This window comes from Streptomyces sp. NPDC051452, from assembly GCF_044454765.1.
Lineage (GTDB): Bacteria > Actinomycetota > Actinomycetes > Streptomycetales > Streptomycetaceae > Streptomyces.
On the sequence record NZ_JBITEB010000018.1, the window covers coordinates 167,866 to 183,997 of the forward strand.

At 71.3% G+C, this 16,132-nt stretch carries 14 protein-coding genes; 9 read left to right on the forward strand and 5 right to left on the reverse strand.

What is annotated here, in order from left to right:
- Positions 1-52 precede the first annotated feature (52 nt).
- Positions 53-1,624 carry an FAD-binding oxidoreductase gene (locus tag ACIBA9_RS32265; RefSeq protein ID WP_399368598.1) on the forward strand — a complete coding sequence of 524 codons (1,572 nt, stop codon included), beginning with the start codon at positions 53-55 and terminating at the stop codon, positions 1,622-1,624.
- A 1,119-nt stretch (positions 1,625-2,743) separates the two neighbouring features.
- Here the strand turns inward: ACIBA9_RS32265 and ACIBA9_RS32270 are convergent.
- The 4 genes from ACIBA9_RS32270 to ACIBA9_RS32285 all read right to left on the reverse strand — a co-directional run bounded on the left by ACIBA9_RS32270 (position 2,744) and on the right by ACIBA9_RS32285 (position 6,598).
- The gene (locus tag ACIBA9_RS32270) at positions 2,744-3,448 is read right to left on the reverse strand and encodes a phosphatase PAP2 family protein (RefSeq protein ID WP_399368600.1); all 705 of its coding nucleotides are present in this window, start codon (positions 3,446-3,448) and stop codon (positions 2,744-2,746) included.
- Positions 3,449-3,679: 231 nt separating this feature from the next.
- Positions 3,680-4,681 carry an NlpC/P60 family protein gene (locus ACIBA9_RS32275; RefSeq protein WP_399368602.1) on the reverse strand — a complete coding sequence of 334 codons (1,002 nt, stop codon included), beginning with the start codon at positions 4,679-4,681 and terminating at the stop codon, positions 3,680-3,682.
- A 92-nt stretch (positions 4,682-4,773) separates the two neighbouring features.
- On the reverse strand, positions 4,774-5,553 hold the full coding sequence (locus tag ACIBA9_RS32280; RefSeq protein ID WP_399368604.1) for a trypsin-like peptidase domain-containing protein: 780 nt from the start codon (positions 5,551-5,553) through the stop codon (positions 4,774-4,776).
- Positions 5,554-5,677: 124 nt separating this feature from the next.
- Positions 5,678-6,598, reverse strand: coding sequence for an oxidoreductase (locus ACIBA9_RS32285; protein WP_399368606.1), 921 nt, complete (start codon positions 6,596-6,598; stop codon positions 5,678-5,680).
- A 90-nt stretch (positions 6,599-6,688) separates the two neighbouring features.
- On the opposite strand from ACIBA9_RS32285, the gene ACIBA9_RS32290 reads away from it, so the two are divergent.
- The 7 genes from ACIBA9_RS32290 (at position 6,689) to ACIBA9_RS32320 (ending at position 14,808) form a co-directional block, all read left to right on the forward strand.
- Positions 6,689-7,300 carry a TetR/AcrR family transcriptional regulator gene (locus ACIBA9_RS32290; protein ID WP_399368608.1) on the forward strand — a complete coding sequence of 204 codons (612 nt, stop codon included), beginning with the start codon at positions 6,689-6,691 and terminating at the stop codon, positions 7,298-7,300.
- A 279-nt stretch (positions 7,301-7,579) separates the two neighbouring features.
- Positions 7,580-7,888: a hypothetical protein gene (locus tag ACIBA9_RS32295; RefSeq protein WP_014673544.1), complete on the forward strand. Its 309-nt coding sequence runs from the start codon at positions 7,580-7,582 to the stop codon at positions 7,886-7,888.
- 132 nt (positions 7,889-8,020) lie between these two features.
- Positions 8,021-8,851, forward strand: a complete 831-nt coding sequence (locus tag ACIBA9_RS32300; protein WP_399368610.1) for a hypothetical protein — start codon at positions 8,021-8,023, stop codon at positions 8,849-8,851.
- Complete coding sequence (locus ACIBA9_RS32305; protein ID WP_399368612.1) at positions 8,841-10,160, forward strand: hypothetical protein; 1,320 nt, start codon at positions 8,841-8,843, stop codon at positions 10,158-10,160. Before ACIBA9_RS32300 ends, ACIBA9_RS32305 begins: the two co-directional genes overlap by 11 nt.
- Positions 10,157-11,713, forward strand: coding sequence for an SCO6880 family protein (locus tag ACIBA9_RS32310; protein WP_399368614.1), 1,557 nt, complete (start codon positions 10,157-10,159; stop codon positions 11,711-11,713). Before ACIBA9_RS32305 ends, ACIBA9_RS32310 begins: the two co-directional genes overlap by 4 nt.
- A 14-nt stretch (positions 11,714-11,727) precedes the next feature.
- On the forward strand, positions 11,728-13,140 hold the full coding sequence (locus ACIBA9_RS32315) for an ATP-binding protein (RefSeq protein ID WP_393899256.1): 1,413 nt from the start codon (positions 11,728-11,730) through the stop codon (positions 13,138-13,140).
- Positions 13,141-13,149: 9 nt separating this feature from the next.
- On the forward strand, positions 13,150-14,808 hold the full coding sequence (locus ACIBA9_RS32320; RefSeq protein WP_399368616.1) for a type VI secretion protein: 1,659 nt from the start codon (positions 13,150-13,152) through the stop codon (positions 14,806-14,808).
- Positions 14,809-14,830: 22 nt separating this feature from the next.
- Here the strand turns inward: ACIBA9_RS32320 and ACIBA9_RS32325 are convergent, their stop codons facing one another.
- On the reverse strand, positions 14,831-15,394 hold the full coding sequence (locus ACIBA9_RS32325) for a GNAT family N-acetyltransferase (RefSeq protein WP_399368618.1): 564 nt from the start codon (positions 15,392-15,394) through the stop codon (positions 14,831-14,833).
- A gap of 83 nt (positions 15,395-15,477) precedes the next feature.
- Here ACIBA9_RS32325 and ACIBA9_RS32330 point away from each other — a divergent pair, with 83 nt between their 5' ends.
- Positions 15,478-16,026, forward strand: coding sequence for a cysteine hydrolase family protein (locus ACIBA9_RS32330; RefSeq protein WP_399368620.1), 549 nt, complete (start codon positions 15,478-15,480; stop codon positions 16,024-16,026).
- The last annotated feature ends 106 nt before the right edge of the window (positions 16,027-16,132 follow it).

Below are 16,132 nucleotides of genomic sequence, written 5' to 3' on the forward strand. Positions count from 1 at the left end.
TGGCGAAGATGGCGACGTCTCGTTCCAGGAGAGCCGAGGAAAGGCGACGGACATGGAACGGCGTACGTTCATCTCGGGCGGCACGGCCGCCGTGGCGACGACGGCACTGGCCGCGTGCGCCGCGGGCGGGGGCCGCCCCGCCCACGCGGCACCGCACACCGGTGCGCCCTCCGGTTCATCCTCCCGTACCTCCCTGAAGACCACCAGCGCGGCCGCCGCCGCCAACTGGACGGCCCTCGGCCGGGACCTGGACGGCACCCTGGTGCGGCCCACGGACGCGTCCTGGAAGACCGCCCACCTGCTGTACAACACCCGCTTCGACGCCCTGAAGCCCGCCGCGGTCGCCTACGTCGCGCACGCCGACGACGTCCGTACGACCCTGGCCTACGCCCACGCGCACGGCGTCCGGGTGTCGATACGCAACGGCGGCCACTCCTACGCGGGCTACTCCTCCGGCGACAACCGCCTGATCATCGACGTGTCCAAGCTGAACCGGGTCCGGGTGAGCGGCGGCCAGGCAGTGGTGGGCGCGGGCTCCAAGCTGATCGACGTCTACCGGGCGCTGGGCGCTAAGGGCGTCACCATCCCCGCGGGCTCCTGCCCCACCGTCGGCGTCTCCGGCCTGGTGCTCGGCGGCGGCCACGGGGTCGTCTCCCGCGCCTACGGCCTGACCTGCGACAGCCTCACCCAGGCCACCCTGATCACGGCCGACGGCACCCAGGTCACCGCCGACGCGAGCCACCACTCCGACCTGTTCTGGGCGCTGCGCGGCGCCGGCAACGGCAACTTCGGCGTCGTCACCGAACTGCACTTCGCGACCCATCCGGCGCCGCAGGCGGTCACCGCGTACCTGACCTGGCCCTGGGCGAAGGCCGCGGCGGTGCTCAAGGCCTGGCAGGAGTGGGGCCCGAGCCAGCCCGACGAGATCTGGTCCTCGCTGCACCTGGCGTGCTCGCCGGGCCGCACCCCGACCGTCTCGGTGTCCTGCTTCTCCCTCGGCACCTACCGCGAACTGCAGAACGCCGTGGACCGCCTCGCCCAGAAGGCCGGCGCGAACGCCACGTCCGTCTCGCTGCACCGCCGGGGCTACGAGGAGGCGATGGAGATCTACGCCGGCTGCTCCACCTTCTCCGCCGACGCCCAGTGCCATCTGCCCGGCTCCACCCCCGGCCGCTCCCCACAGGGCAGGCTCGGCCGCGAGACCTACGCGGCCCGCTCCGACTTCTTCGACCGCTCCCTGTCCGCGGCCGGCATCCAGACCGTGCTGAACCAGATCCGCTCGGTGCGCGGCGGCGGGGGAAGCATCGCGTTCACGGCCCTGGGCGGCGCGGTCAACCGGGTCTCGCCGACCGCGACGGCCTTCGTCCACCGCCGCTCGCGGATGCTGGCCCAGTACCTCGTCTCCTGGGGCGCGGGCGCCTCCGGCGGCACCGCCCAGTCCTGGCTGACCTCGGCCCACCAGGCGATGCGGCCGTACGCCTCGGGCGCCGCCTACCAGAACTACACCGACCCGACGCTGACCAACTGGCGCACGGCGTACTACGGGGACGCGGCGACGCGGCTGGCGAAGGTGAAGAAGAGCTACGACCCGCAGCGCTTCTTCACCTACCCACAGGGCCTGTAGCACCCGCCACCGACGCGCCGGGCCTGGCGCCGCTCCGCCCCGACGCGCCGGGGCCCGCAGCCGCTCAACTCCGGCGCGCCGGCCCTGTAGCCGCTCGTCTCCGACGTGCTGGGGCCCGTAGCCGTTCTCTTCCCTCACACGCCGGGCCCGTAGCCGCTCGTCGCCGACGCGCCGGGCCCCTAGCCGCTCAACTCCGGCGCGCAGGGCCCGGAGCCGCCCTCTTCCCCCCACAGGCCGGGCCCACAACCGCTCGTCGCCGACGCGCCGGGCCTGGAGCCGCTCAACTCCGGTCCACCGGGCCCGCAGCCGCCCTCTTCCCCACACGCCGGGCCCGTAGCCGCTCAACTCCGGCGCGCAGGGCCCGGAGCCGCTCGTATACAGCGCGCCCGGGCCCGCAGCCCCTCTCTCCCCCGACACGCCGAGCCCATAACCGCTCGTCGCCGACGCGCCGACCCCACAAGCGCTCGTCGCCGACGCGCAGGGCCCACAGCCGCTCGTCTACGGCGCGCAGGGCCTGGAGCCGCTCATACTCCGGCGCGCCCGGGCCGTAGCCGCTCCTCTGCGACGCGCCGGGCCCGCAGCCGTGCTCTTCCCCCACAGGCCGGGCCCACAACCGCTCGTCGCCGACGCGCAGGGCCCACAGCCGCCCTCCCACACGCTGGGCCCGCAGCCGCTCGCCTCCGACGCGCCCGGGCCCGTAGCCGCTCAACTCCGGCGCGCCCGGGCCGTAGCCGCTCCTCTGCGACGCGCCGGGCCCGCAGCCGCCCTCTTCCCCCACATGCCAGGCCCGTAGCCGCTCGTCTCCGGCGCGCAGGACCCACAGCCGCTCGTCTACGGCGCGCCGGGCCTGGAGCCGCTCAACTCCGGCGCGCCCGGGCCGTAGCCGCTCTTCTGCGACGCGCCGGGCCCGCAGCCGCCCTCTTCCCTCACACGCCGGGCCCACAACCGCTCGTCGCCGACGCGCCGGGCTCGCAGCCGCCCTCTTCCCCCACACGCCGGGCCCGCAGCCGCTCGCCTCCGGCGCGCAGGGCCCACAACCGCTCGTCTACGGCGCGCCGGGCCTGGAGCCGCTCAACTCCGGCGCGCCCGGGCCGCGAGCCGTCCCTGCCGTCTCGCGGGCTACGCGGCGAGGTCGCGTTCCTCGGTCTCCAGGGGGGTGCGGGAGCTGGGCAGCAGGGTGCCCCGGCGGTCCGCGTCCGCCGGCCGGCGCCGCACGATCCAGCCGACGCGCGGCGACCGCTCCACAGCCCGCATCAGCGGGGTAAGCAGCGCGGCGGCGAGCGGGGACAGCAGCAGGACGACCGCGGTGCCGAGCGCGAAGCCGCCGACGACGTCCGTGGGGTAGTGCACGCCCATGTAGACCCGGCAGAAGCCCTCCAGCAGGGCCAGGCCGATGCCGGCGAGGCCGAACCTGCGGTGGGCGACGAAGAGTCCCACGCCCATGGCCATGGTGAGGGTCGCGTGGTCGCTGACGAAGGAGAAGTCGTTCTTGCCGGACACCAGGACCTCCAGGCCCTGGTGGTCGACGAAGGGGCGGGGCCGCTCGACGAAGCCCCGGATCGGGACGTTCACCAGGACGGCCAGGCCGGCCGCGAGCGGGGCCCACACCAGCGCGGCCACGGACGAGGCCGCGTCCTCGGCGCCCCGGCGCCGCACGGTCCACCAGCACCACAGGATCAGCAGCACCATCGCGAGCAGCAGGCCGTACTCGCCCACGAACTCCATGACCCGGTCGAACCCGTGCGGGGCGTCCTTGGCGAGGCCGTTGATGTCGTAGAGCAGGTCGACGTCGGGGTTCGATCCGGATTCGGCGAGTACAGCCATGGTGCTGTGGCCCCTTCGTCGTTTTCCCGGACGCACCTCGTGTGCGCCGCTCCTGCCCCCCGTGGTTCGTAGATCCGCTTCCGCCGCAGTGCCCGCACTGACGTCCGCTCGGCTACGTCAACAGGAACGCACAGCCACCATCAATACGTTCCACTCTCCACTGAATGATCACGCAGACGTTATCGAAGAGAGACTCATCTCCGCAGCTCAGGGGGTGGGTTCACGCTCGGTTCACACCGACGTGGGGAGCGCTTTCGCGCCATCTTCGGTTACCCGGGTGGCCCCGAAGTAGTCACGGGTGTCGATCGGGTCGAACCGGATCACGGCACCCGTGCGCGGGGCGTCGATCATGTACCCCCCGCCGACGTACATGCCCACGTGCCGGATGGCCCGCGAGTCGGTGAGGTCGTCGGAGAAGAACACCAGGTCACCGGGGAGCAGTTGGTCCCTTGAGGGGTGCGGACCCGCGTTGTACTGGTCGTTGGCGACCCGGGGCAGGGTGATGCCGACCGTCTCGTACGCGGCCTTGGTCAGACCCGAGCAGTCGAAGCGTCCTCCCTGGTCGGCGGTGCCGTTGCCACCCCACAGATAGGGCGTGCCCAGCTTGCTCTGGGCGAAGGCGATGGCGGCGGCGGCCTGCCGGGTGGGGTCGATCCGGGTGACCGGGGCGGCGAAGCTCTTCTCCAGACTGCGGATGCGCTGCACGTAGTTGCGCGTCTCGCTGATGGACGGCACGCCCCCCGCCCTTATGACGCGATAGGCCCCCGCGTTGTAGGCGGCGAGCATGTTGTCGGAGGTGTTCCCGGGGACGTCCTTCACGTACTTGGCCAGTTCGCAGTCGTACGAGGCGGCCGACGGGATCGCGTCATTCGGGTCCCAGATGTCGCGCTTGCCGTCGCCGTTGCCGTCGATGCCGTGCGTCGCCCAGGTGCTCGGGATGAACTGGGCGATGCCGCGGGCGTCTGCCGGGCTCACGACGGTCGGGTTCCAACCGCTCTCCTGGTACAGCTGGGCGGCGAGCAGCGCCGGGTTGAGCGCCGGACACAGATTGCCCCAGCGCTGCACGAGCTGCTTGTAGGCGGCCGGCACGGCTCCCTTGGCGAGCCCCCGACTGCCCGCGGCGACCCCTCCCGCGAGGTTGCCGGCGACGACGTACACCCCCATGACGAGCAGCAAGACGAAGCCCATGCCGAGCCCGACGGCCGCCCCACCGAACACCCATACCTTCCGCACGGTTCAACTTTCCCCCATGCGGGCGCCCTTCAAGGCCATTTGAACGCGAAGTGGCGGCATTTCACGGGTACGGCACCCGGGGTGACGCCTCCTCAGGAGCGGTGGGTGGCCGCCCGGTACAGCTGCTCCGCCTCGCCGCGCAGCACCACGCTGTAGGAGATGTCGGCGGTGGAGCCACCACGCTCATGGCCGCCGAGGACGCCGACCACCTGGCCGTCGCCGTTGATCCAGGGGCTGCCGCTGGTGCCGCTGGTGAACGCGGGACAGTCGATTCGCTGTTGGGTCGCGCTGTGCCGGACCGGCCTGTTGGTGCAGCTGATGGGCGTCTCGCGGGAGTCGGGGTAGCCGGTGACGGTCACGGCGGTGGCACCGGTGGCCACCCCGGTGGTGAACCGGTTGGCCCCGACCACGTCCTCCACCCGCCTGCCGTCCGGGTCGGCGACCGTGGCGAAGGCGAGGTCGCTGTCCTCGTCCTCCTCATCGCCGCTGCTCCACCCCTCGGCCAGGAACCGGCTCGTCACCCGCCACACCCCGTACGGCGCCCGCCCGGCGCGGTAACCCGGCACGAACACCAGGTCGCCGGTGCCGCTCACGCAGTGCGCGGCGGTGACGACGAGATCGCCCTGCGGGCTGTGCACCACCGAGGCGGTGCAGAAGTGGCCGGCCGGCCGACCGACCCGGCCCGCGCCGAAGAGGGCGCCGACCCGCACACTGTGCCGGGACGCGGCGACCTCGGCGGTGACCCCGAGCGGCCCCCGCCCGTCGTCGGCGGCGGCCACGGACGCCGAGGTCAGGGCGAGCATCACCACGGCGCCGAGCAGCGTGGGACGCGAGGTGACCGAGATGCGTGAGATGCGTGAGATGCGCTTCATCAGCCCCCACTCTCTCCCACGAAGCTGAGAATCCGGCTCCGACTTCACTGAGATTTTCCTGTGAACCACCGATGCCCCGCCACCGCGGGCATATGCGCGCGCATCGCGGGCACCGGTCGCCGCCTCAGCCCACGGGCGTGCCGAGGCCCCATTCGACGCCCGTCAGCTCCTCCGACAGCGTCCACAGCCGCCGGGCCGCCTCGGGGTCGCTCGCCGCAGCGCTGCGGCCCACCAGGGTCGGGGCGCCGCGCATCTCGCCGAGGCCGTCGGGGCCCACGTAGGCGGCCGCGGGCAGGTCCTGGGTGGCCGCGTAGAGCGTCGGCAGCGCGCCGGCCTCGCCGTCCTGGGCGACGAGTTTGGCGCCGACCGCCATGACCGCCCTGACCAGCGGGTTCGCGGTGTGGCTCTGGAGGTTGGTGGCCGCGTAGCCGGGATGGGCGGCGAGCGAGCATACGGGTGAACCGGCCTCGGTGAGGCGGCGCTGGAGCTCCAGGGTGAACAGCAGGTTGGCCAGCTTGGACTGGGCGTAGGCACGGCTCGGGGAGTAGCGCCCGGTCAGGTTCACGTCGTCGAAGCGGATCACCCCACCGCGGTGCAGCCCGGAGGAGACGGTCACCACCCGGCCGGTCACCCGCGGCAGCAGCAGGTTGGTCAGCGCGAAGTGCCCGAGATGGTTGGTGCCGAACTGCATCTCGAAGCCCTGCTTCGTGCGCTGCTCCGGCAGCATCATCACGCCCGCGTTGTTGATCAGCAGGTCCAGCGGGCGGTCCCAGCCGGCGGCGAACTCGCGCACCGAGTCCAGGTCGGCGAGGTCCAGCCGGCGCACCTCGGTGCTGCCGCCCACCCGCACGGCGGCGGCCGCGCCGCGCGCGACGTCCCGCACGGCGAGCACCACATGGGCCCCCACCCCGGCCAGCGCCTGGGCCGTGGCGAGTCCGAGGCCGCTGTTGGCCCCGGTGATCACGGCCGTACGGCCGCCGAGGTCGGGGAGGCGGGTCGCGTTCCATTTGTCGCGCCGGGGGCGCGTTCCGGTCGTCTCCGTCATGACCCAAAAGTAGGCATCGACAACAATGATGTCAACGACAACAAGGCGAACGGTTCGCGCCAATGATGGCGCCGACAACATCGAGTTACCATGACACCCATGTCCACGAGCCGCCCCTACCACCACGGCGACCTGCGCGCCGCCCTGCTCGCAAGTGCCGAACGCACCCTGCGCGAGAAGGGGGCCGGCGCGCTCTCACTGCGCGAACTGGCCCGTGACGCCGGGGTGAGCCACGCCGCCCCGGGCCGGCACTTCAAGGACAAACAGGCCCTGCTCGACGCCCTCGCGCTCGACGGCTACGCGCGCATGAACCAGTCACTGACCGCCGCGGCCGCCCCCGCGGGCCAGTCCTTCCAGGAGCGGATGACCGCCCTGGCCCGGGCCTACCTCGGCTTCGCCGTCGAGAACCCCGAACTCCTCGAACTGATGTTCGCGCGCAAACACGACCCCGACAGCTCCGCCCGGTTCGCCGAGGCCGTGGACCAGTCCTTCGGCTCCCTGACCCGACTGATCGCCGACGCCCAGGAACAGGGCGAGATCGTCCCCGGCGACCCCGAGCGCATCGGCAACGTCGCCGCCGCCAGCCTGCACGGCCTGGCCGCCCTCATCGCCGGCTGCGCGCTCGACGCGGAGGAGACCCTCGCCGGCCTGGACGACCACGTCCACCTGCTGCTGCACGGCCTCAAGCCCCGCAGCCCGTGAGACCATCGTGACGACGTCTCACCCGACCAGCCGTCAGAAACCGTGCCAGGTCGTAGAAGGGGTCAACGACGGAACCACACGACAGGTTCCGCTCCGACCTCGTTGCCCGGCGTGACCTGCCGTGATACACAGAGTGACCGTACGTGCCATTCGTACGAAACCCGCCAGTCAATGACGTCAAGTCGACATACGTTGGCGGCGTTGTCGGCGACAATGAGGCCTGACCTCTGCACACCGCAGGGGCACACGCGGAACTACCCACCAGGGGCGGTGACTTACATGCTCTTTGCGGCCGACAAGGGAGACATCAACACCATCATCGGCGGGATCGCTCCGGACTGGGGGCCCTTCGGCAGCCTGGGCAACGAGGCCAAGGTGATGATCGAGGTGGTCATGGCCGTGGCCATCCTCCTCTGCCTGGGCATCGCGGTATGGGGGGCGGCCAAACAGCGCATCGGCGCGACGGCCCTGCGTGACACGTTCAGCGCGGAACAGGGCAAGGGGCTCATCATCGCCGGCCTCACCGGCGTCTTCATCATCGGCTCCCTCGGCACGCTGTTCACCATCGTGTACGGCATGGCGGTCTGACACCCTTTCCGCTCTCCCGTCCCCTCCTGGCTGAGGTTGCGTCTCCCTGATGTCGAGTCACCACACCGCGCCCACGCGGCAACCAGCACGGCTACCGTCGTATCCCCACGAGCCGGAGGGGGCGTACGCGGCATGAGTCCCGGAGACGAGCAGGGCTACACCGACTACGGCGACACCGGGCACACCCGCACCCGCCTGCCCGAGGGCGACCCCTACGGCGGCGCACCCCGCCACGGCGGCCGCCGCTCCTCCCGAAGCCTGGTCACGGTGGTCGGCGTCGTCGTCCTCCTCATCGCCGCAATCGCCTTCGCAAACAAAAACAACACCCACTCCAAAAACCCAACAACCACCAGGGGCCCCCAACCCCAGTCCGCACCGACGGCACCGTCGGGCACACACCCGGTACAAACCAAGACCACGGGCATCCCCTCAGGCTTCCCCCACACAGAACAGGGCGCCCAGAGCGCAGCGGCGAACTACGCGGTGGCGCTGGGTTCGGCGAACATGTTCAACACCGCGTGGCGGCACGCGATCGTCGCCACGGTCTACGCGCCCGACGTCACCTCCGCCAGACAGTCGGCGCTGGACGGCGCCTACTCCAGCCAGGCGTTCCTCTCCAACATCGGGCTCACGCAGGACGGCACCGCGCCGAAGGGCCAGACCTTCGTCTCACGAGTCGTCCCCGTAGGTACCAAGGTCACTTCGTCGACTGCCGACACCGCGACCGTCGAGGTCTGGTACACCTCTCTCTTCGGCCTCTCCGGTGAAGCTTCCAAGAACCCGGTGACGGAGAGCTGGTACACCACGACATACGTACTGAAGTGGGCCGACACCGACTGGAAGATCTCAAGCGACCAGCAGAAAGACGGCCCCGTCCCCGTGGGCCGTGACCAAAAGGCATCCACCGCAGGCGACATGACGAAGGCCGTCGAGGAGTACGGAGGGTTCACCTATGCCCGCTAACCACCGCGCCCTCAAGATCGCGACGGTCTTCGGAGCGGTACAGACGGTCGTGGTGCTGTCCACGGCCCGCGCCTTCGCCGCGCCAACTCCCTCCCCCACGAAGAGCAGCGATCCCTGCGCCCTGATCCATGACGCCGCCAAGGAGTTCTGCGAGAAGGACAACGGCTCCAAGGGATCCTCCGGATCGACGAACACACCCCTCACCGACACCCTCGACCCCCTGGCCTCGCTGGCCAAGGGGTGTGCCGATGCCGCTTCCTGGACTATCGGGAAGCTGAGTGATGCCGTGAAGGAGACCGCCAACGTCGACTTCACCAACAGTAAGTTCCTGCAGCAGTACGCCGTCGTGTTCGCCGCCTCCACGATCCTCACCCTGCTGCTGTGGCTGCTGGCCGTGGCCAAGCGGGCCGTGCGCGGCGTGCCGCTCACCACCGCCATCTCCGAAGCCGTCGGCTTCCTGTGGCTCACCGTCCTCGCCTCCGCCTTCACCCCCCTGATCCTCTACACGGTCGTATCCGCCACCGACGGCGTCACCGACGTCCTCGCCAAGGCCACCGGCGACCAGACCGACACCTTCTTCGGCACCTTCTCCGGCGCCCTCGGCAAGGGCACCGACATCGGCGGCGGACCGATCATGCTGATCGTCGTCTCCCTGGTCAGCATCCTCGCCGCCGGCGTCCTCTGGCTGGAGCTGGTCATCAGGGCCGCCCTCCTCTACGTGGGCGCCCTCCTCGGCACCGTCGTCTACGCCGGACTCGTCGACAAGAACCTGTGGGGACACGTCCGCCGCTGGGCCGGCATCATGATCGCCGTCATCCTCGTCAAACCGGTCATCGTCATCGTCCTCGGACTGGCCGGCGCCCTCTCCGGCGACAGCGGCCCCGACGCCTTCTCCGCCGTCGTCTCCGGCCTCGCCATCATCCTGCTCGCCATCTTCGCCAGCGCGATGATCTACCGCTTCGTCCCCGGCTTCGGCGACGAGATCGCCGGCTCCCGCAACAACCGCATCATGCAGGGCGCCGAAGGCAAGGCCGCCGCCGTCATCAGCTCCCCCGCCACCCTCGTCGCCCAGGGCATCAAGACCCACAGCACCCGCGCCGACAGCAACGCGGGCGCGTCGGGTTCAAGCGGCAGCACCCCCCGGCCGGCCAACCCGCTCACCGGCGGCGTCGCCGCCCACAGCGGCCGTACACCCTCCGGCGGCGGAGCAGTCCCCTCCGCCACACCCGCGCCCCGCGCGCCCAGCCCCGTCAACACCCCGCACGCCGGCAACACCCGCAACAACCGCTCGGGAGGTGAAGGGCGTTGACGACCGAGTCCCACCTGTCCCATCCGGTCACGCCCCGCCGTACGTATCTGATCGGCCGCGCCCGGCCGAACGCGATCGTCGGAAGGAACCGCGAATCCGGCGAGATCGCGCTGATCATCGTCGGCGCGTTCCTCGGCATGATGTGCGGCCTCCTCGTCCCGGTGCTGTCCCTGCGCATCGTGCTGCTCACGGGCTTCCCGCTGCTCGCGCTCGCCGCGGTCTACGTGCCGTACAAGCGCCGCACCTTCTACAAGTGGTTCGAGATCAACCGCAGCTACAAACGCATCGTCAAACGCGGCGCCACCTACCGGTCGAACGTCATGGAGGCCGGTACCCGGATCGACGGACGCGAGGTGGAGATCGGCCCGCCCCCCGGCATCGGCCGCATCAACTGGCTCGCCGCCCCCTTCGGACCCGACGAGATCGCCGTACTCCTGCACGCCGACCGCAAGACCGTCACGGCCGCCATCGAGATCGAGGGCCCCGGCGTCGGCCTGCGCGACTCCGAGGACCAGGAAGCCCTGGTCGACCGCTTCGGCACGCTCCTCAAGCACGTGGCCAACGGCGACGGCTTCGTCACCCGGCTGCAGATGCTCGCCCGCACCCTGCCCGCCGACCCGGACGCACACGCCAAGGACGTCACCCTGCGCGGCGACGTCCGCTCCCCCGACTGGCTGCGGCAGTCCTACGACCAGCTCCAGTCCATGGTGTCCACCAGCAGCGAGCAGCACCGCGCCTACCTCGTCGCCTGCATGCACTACAACCGCGACCTGGCCGCCGAGGCCAACGCCATGGCACGGGCCGTCCGCGCCCAGGGCGGCAAGGTCGACCGCGACGCCGGACTCGCCGTCGTCATGGCCCGCGAGCTGACCGACATCTGCTCCCGGCTCCAGGAAGCCGACATCCGCGTACGCCAGCCCCTCGGCCAGGGACGACTGGCCTCCCTGGTCCACTCCATGTACGACCCGGACCACCCCATCGACCACATCCAGGCGATGACCAAGCGCAACGCCTGGCCGGCCGAGCTGGACGCCACGCAGCCCACCTTCCTCCAGGCCAAGACCCGGGAGTCCAGCACCCGCGCCCCCTGGTGCCACGCGACGGCCTGGGTGAAGGAGTGGCCGATGACCCCGGTGGGCGTCAACTTCCTGGCCCCCCTGCTCGTCCACACCCCCGACGTCATCCGAACGGTCGCCGTGACGATGGATCTCGAGCCCACCGAGGTAGCCATCGAACGCATGCTGACCGAGAAGACCAACGACGAGGCGGAGGCGTCCCGCGCCGCCAAGATGAACCGGACCGTCGACCCGCGCGACATCGCCGCGCACAACCGGCTCGACCAGCGCGGCGAAGACCTCGCCAGCGGCGCGGCGGGCGTCAACATCGTCGGCTACATCACCGTCTCCTCCCGCTCCCCCGAGGCCCTCGCCCGCGACAAGCGCACGATAAGGGCCTCCGCCGGCAAGTCGTACCTCAAGCTGGAGTGGTGCGACCGCGAGCACCACCGCGCCTTCGTGAACACACTTCCCTTCGCCACCGGCATCCGAAGGTAGGGGCTGATTCACCGATGCGGGATCCGCTGTCCGTCCTCACCGACGCCTTCACCTCCTTCCTCTTCGGGAAGGTCGAGACGACCCGGCTTCCGGTGCGCACCTCCACCGGCCAGGCCCAGGCGGTCTACCTGCCCACCGCCGCGCCCGGCCTCGGCGACTCCGGCGTCATCATCGGCCGCGAGGTGTACTCCGGCAAGGGCTACATCTACGACCCCTTCCAGCTCTACGGCCAACAGCTCCCGGCCCCGCACTGGCTCGTCCTCGGCGAGTCCGGCAACGGCAAGTCGGCGCTGGAGAAGACCTACGTCCTGCGCCAGCTGCGGTTCAAGGACCGCCAGGTCGTCGTCCTGGACGCGCAGGGCGAGGACGGCGTCGGCGAATGGAACCTGATCGCCCAGGAGCTGGGGATAACCCCCATCCGGCTGGACCCCACCGCCGCCCTGGACCACGGCATCCGGCTCAACCCGCTGGACCCGGCGATCACCACCACCGGCCAGCTCGCGCTGCTGCGCACCATCATCGAGGTGGCGATGGGGCACGGCCTGGACGAGCGCTCCGGCTTCGCCCTGAAGGTCGCCCACTCCTACGTCAACGAGACCATCGTCGACCGCCAGCCCGTCCTGACCGACATCGTCGAGCAGCTGCGCCACCCCGAACCGGAGTCGGCCGAGGCGATGAACGTCGCCATAGACGACGTGCGGGCCTGGGGCCTCGACGTCGCCCTGGTCCTGGACCGGCTGGTCGACGGTGACCTGCGCGGCATGTTCGACGGCCCCACCACGGTCGGCATCGACCTGGACGCCCCGCTGATCGTCTTCGACCTGTCCCACATCGACCGCAACTCCATCGCCATGCCGATCCTCATGGCGATCGTCGGTGTGTGGCTGGAGCACACCTGGATCCGCCCCGACCGCAAGAAGCGCATCTTCCTGGTCGAAGAGGCCTGGCACATCATCAACAGCCCCTTCGTCGCCCAGTTGTTCCAGCGGCTGCTGAAGTTCGGGCGCCGGCTCGGCCTGTCCTTCGTCGCGGTCGTCCACCACCTGTCCGACGTGGTCGACGGCGCCGCGGCGAAGGAGGCGGCGGCCATCCTGAAGATGGCGTCGACCAGGACGATCTACGCCCAGAAGGCGGACGAGGCACGGGCCACCGGCCGGGTGCTCGGCCTGCCCAGATGGGCGGTGGAGATCATCCCGTCCCTGACGCCCGGCATCGCCGTCTGGGACGTCAACGGCAACGTCCAGGTCGTCAAACACCTGATCACGGAGACGGAACGCCCCCTGGTCTTCACCGACCGCGCCATGACCGAGTCCTCCGCCGACCTCGCCGCCGACGACGCGCTGCGCGCCGCCGAACTCGAGGCCGAGGAGCGGGCCGCGGCCTTCGTGGAACAGCACCTGGGCGACTCCGAGTCGACGGTGGCGTAGGGGGACAGGGTGGGACCGGACGCTCGCGATCACCGTGCCGACCGGCGGGAGGGCCAGGGCGGCATCCCCGACGGCCTCCTGATCGGCGTACTCGCGTTCCTCATCGGCATCACCGTGCTGGTGTGGACGGCCACGGCGCTGGCGGCACGCTTCGCGCGGGGCGCCTGGCCCGACGCCGTCACGTTCACCCAGACCCCCCTGGCCATGCGTCACCTCATCGGCCGGCCGCACGACATCGCGGGCGCCTGGCCGGACACCCCCGCAACCCAGCTGCCCGGCTGGGGCCTGTTCTGGGGCCTGTTCATCGGCGAGCTGATGATCCTGTTCGTCGTCGCCATGTTCGCGATGGGAGCGACGGCACGCTGGCGGGCGGGGAAGAGCAGACGGCGGGCGGCCACCGGCGCCCTGGCCGGCGCCCTGGCCGCCCCGGCCGCCTCCCCGATCGCGCCCACTGTGCCGACAGCCCCCACAGTGCCCTCAGCGGTCCCGGGCGCCACACCAGTCACAATCGCCACGGCACCGCCGGCGCCCGAGGCGCCGCGGGTGTCGGCTTCGGCGGCCACGGCACCGGAGCAGCGGCACGAGGTACCCGCGCCGCGCGCCGAACCCGCACCCCGACCGGCCGAACCCCCGCACCCGCCCCAGCCGATGGAGCACCTGGAGCCGACTGCGGCAGCGGCGTCAACCGGGGGCGTCCGCACGGCAGGTGGCGCGCGTGCGGGCGGCTGGGAGCCGGCCCGCACCACGGGCAGGGTCGTCTACGGCCCGCCGGAGGTCCGCCACGCCGGCGCGGCCCAGGCAGTCCAGGACGCCGCCGGCCCCCTCCTCGTCGTCACCTCGAACCCGGCCCTGTGGGCGGAGACCAAGGACGCCAAGGCCAAGCTCGGCCCCACCCTCCTCTACGACCCCACCCACCTCTGCGACACGCCCGCCCGACTGCACTGGTCCCCGATCCCCGGCTGCGAGGACAAGCGGACGGCACTGCACCGAGCCACGGCCCTCCTCGCACCCGTACAGCCCACGGCCAGGATCGACCAGGCCGTGGCGGACACGGCGACGACCCTGCTGCGCAGCTATCTGCACGCGGCCGCCCTGGACAACCGCACCGTCCGGCACCTGCACCGCTGGGCGCAGGGCACCCAGGTGCAGGACGCCGTACGCACCCTGCGGACCCACTCCCGGGCCGCCCCCGGCGCCGCCGGCGAGCTGGAGGCCGCGCTCACGGCGTATCCCGAACGCCGGGACATGGCACACGAGTTGACGAGCCGAGCCCTGTCGGCCCTGTCGACGGTCAATGTCCGCGAGGCCTGCACCACCAACCGAACCGACACCCTCGCCCTGGATTCCTTCGTCCACGAAGGGGGCACGCTTTATGTGGTCGGTGAATCCATCGAGGACCCCAGGAGCAACCCCGGCGCGATGCCGCTCCTGACGGCCCTCGTCTCAGGCGTGGTCGAGCGCGGCCGGCGCATGGCCGAACGGTCATCCTCCGGTCGGCTCGACCCACCACTCACCCTGGTCCTGGACGACATCGCGGCCGTGGCGCCCTTCCCTGAGCTGCCGGACCTGCTCGCCCCGGGGCCCGACCACGGCCTGCCGGCCCTCGCGCTGCTCCGCTCCCGCGAACAGGCCCGCGCCCGCTGGCCGCACCGGGAACTGCCGGCCTAGGCCCGCACGGCGTCCGCGGCGGCTACGGCCGCTCCAGCACGAACTCGAGCTCGCTCGCGGGCCCTTCCTTGGCGAACGAAACCGTCAGCCCGCTCGGCAGGAACCCCGCCTTGCGGTACGCCCCCTGCGCCCGCCCGTTGTCCGCGTGTACGAACAGGCGTACCCGCTCGACCCGCTGCTGCCACGCCCACTCCACACCGGCGTCGAACAGCGCCTGGATGAGCCCGTTCCCACGGTGCTCGGGCCGCACGAACACACCGACCACATGTCCCTGGCGACGCTCGACAAGGTGCCCGGTCCAGTCCTTCGTGCCCGGCTCCTCGACGAGTACGGTGAGGCAGCCGGCCCATGTCCCGTCCGGCGCCTCGGCGACGATCTGTCGGGCCGACTCGGAGTTCTCCCCGGACCCGATCGCCCGCTCCTGCCAGAACGCGTCCGGGTGGGCCGCAGCCTCCTCGTACGTCTCGAAGAACGCGACAGGCGCCAGCGGGTCCCGGAGCGCGTCCAGGCGCAGCTCCTTCACGGCGGGCCAGTCGTCGGGGCGTACCGCGCGAACCTTGTAGTCGTCACTGGTGGGGGTACTCATGGGGCCACGGTAGTCGGACGCCCCCGCGCCGCTCACCCGATATACGCGAGCCGGCTGTCGGTGGCGGCCCCTACGGTGGGCGCATGACCACACTTGCCGATCGGCCGAACACCGCGCTCCTCGTCATCGATGTCCAGAAGGGTGTCGTGGCGGGCGCCCCTGGCCGCGACGGCGTCATCGCCAACATCGACACCCTGATCGGAAAGGCGCGCGCGGCCGGCGTGCCGGTCGTCTGGGTGCAGCATTCCGACGAGGAGCTGAAGGAGGGCAGCGAGGACTGGGAGTACGTCCCGGAGCTGGTCCGCGGGGACACCGAGCCCCTGATCGCCAAGAACTACACGGATTCCTTCGAGGACACCGACCTGGAGTCCGTGCTGGCCGCGCGGAAGGTGGGCCGGCTCGTGGTGACGGGCGCGCAGACCGACGCCTGTATCCGCTCGACCCTGCACGGGGCGATCGTCCGCGGGTACGACGCGACGCTCGTCGCCGACGCCCACACCACCGAGGACCTCACCCGCTACGGCGCCCCCGCCCCGGAGCAGGTGATCGCCCACACCAACCTCTACTGGAAGTGGCACCGCGCCCCCGGCCGCCAGGGCGGGACCCTGGACACCGCCGAAGTCACCTTCTAAAACGCAGAAAACCCCGCATCTTTCGATGCGGGGGTTTTCCCAATATTTGTTCGGCGGCGTCCTACTCTCCCACAGGGTCCCCCCTGCAGTACCATCGGCGCTGTGA

What these genes read in the sequence shown, in the direction of transcription:
- ACIBA9_RS32265 (WP_399368598.1), top strand. Translation starts at nt 53, where the DNA reads ATGGAACGGCGTACGTTCATCTCGGGCGGCACGGCCGCCGTGGCGACG.
- ACIBA9_RS32270 (WP_399368600.1), bottom strand. Translation starts at nt 3,448, where the DNA reads ATGGCTGTACTCGCCGAATCCGGATCGAACCCCGACGTCGACCTGCTC.
- ACIBA9_RS32280 (WP_399368604.1), bottom strand. Translation starts at nt 5,553, where the DNA reads ATGAAGCGCATCTCACGCATCTCACGCATCTCGGTCACCTCGCGTCCC.
- ACIBA9_RS32285 (WP_399368606.1), bottom strand. Translation starts at nt 6,598, where the DNA reads ATGACGGAGACGACCGGAACGCGCCCCCGGCGCGACAAATGGAACGCG.
- ACIBA9_RS32290 (WP_399368608.1), top strand. Translation starts at nt 6,689, where the DNA reads ATGACACCCATGTCCACGAGCCGCCCCTACCACCACGGCGACCTGCGC.
- ACIBA9_RS32295 (WP_014673544.1), top strand. Translation starts at nt 7,580, where the DNA reads ATGCTCTTTGCGGCCGACAAGGGAGACATCAACACCATCATCGGCGGG.
- ACIBA9_RS32300 (WP_399368610.1), top strand. Translation starts at nt 8,021, where the DNA reads ATGAGTCCCGGAGACGAGCAGGGCTACACCGACTACGGCGACACCGGG.
- ACIBA9_RS32305 (WP_399368612.1), top strand. Translation starts at nt 8,841, where the DNA reads ATGCCCGCTAACCACCGCGCCCTCAAGATCGCGACGGTCTTCGGAGCG.
- ACIBA9_RS32315 (WP_393899256.1), top strand. Translation starts at nt 11,728, where the DNA reads ATGCGGGATCCGCTGTCCGTCCTCACCGACGCCTTCACCTCCTTCCTC.
- ACIBA9_RS32325 (WP_399368618.1), bottom strand. Translation starts at nt 15,394, where the DNA reads ATGAGTACCCCCACCAGTGACGACTACAAGGTTCGCGCGGTACGCCCC.
- ACIBA9_RS32330 (WP_399368620.1), top strand. Translation starts at nt 15,478, where the DNA reads ATGACCACACTTGCCGATCGGCCGAACACCGCGCTCCTCGTCATCGAT.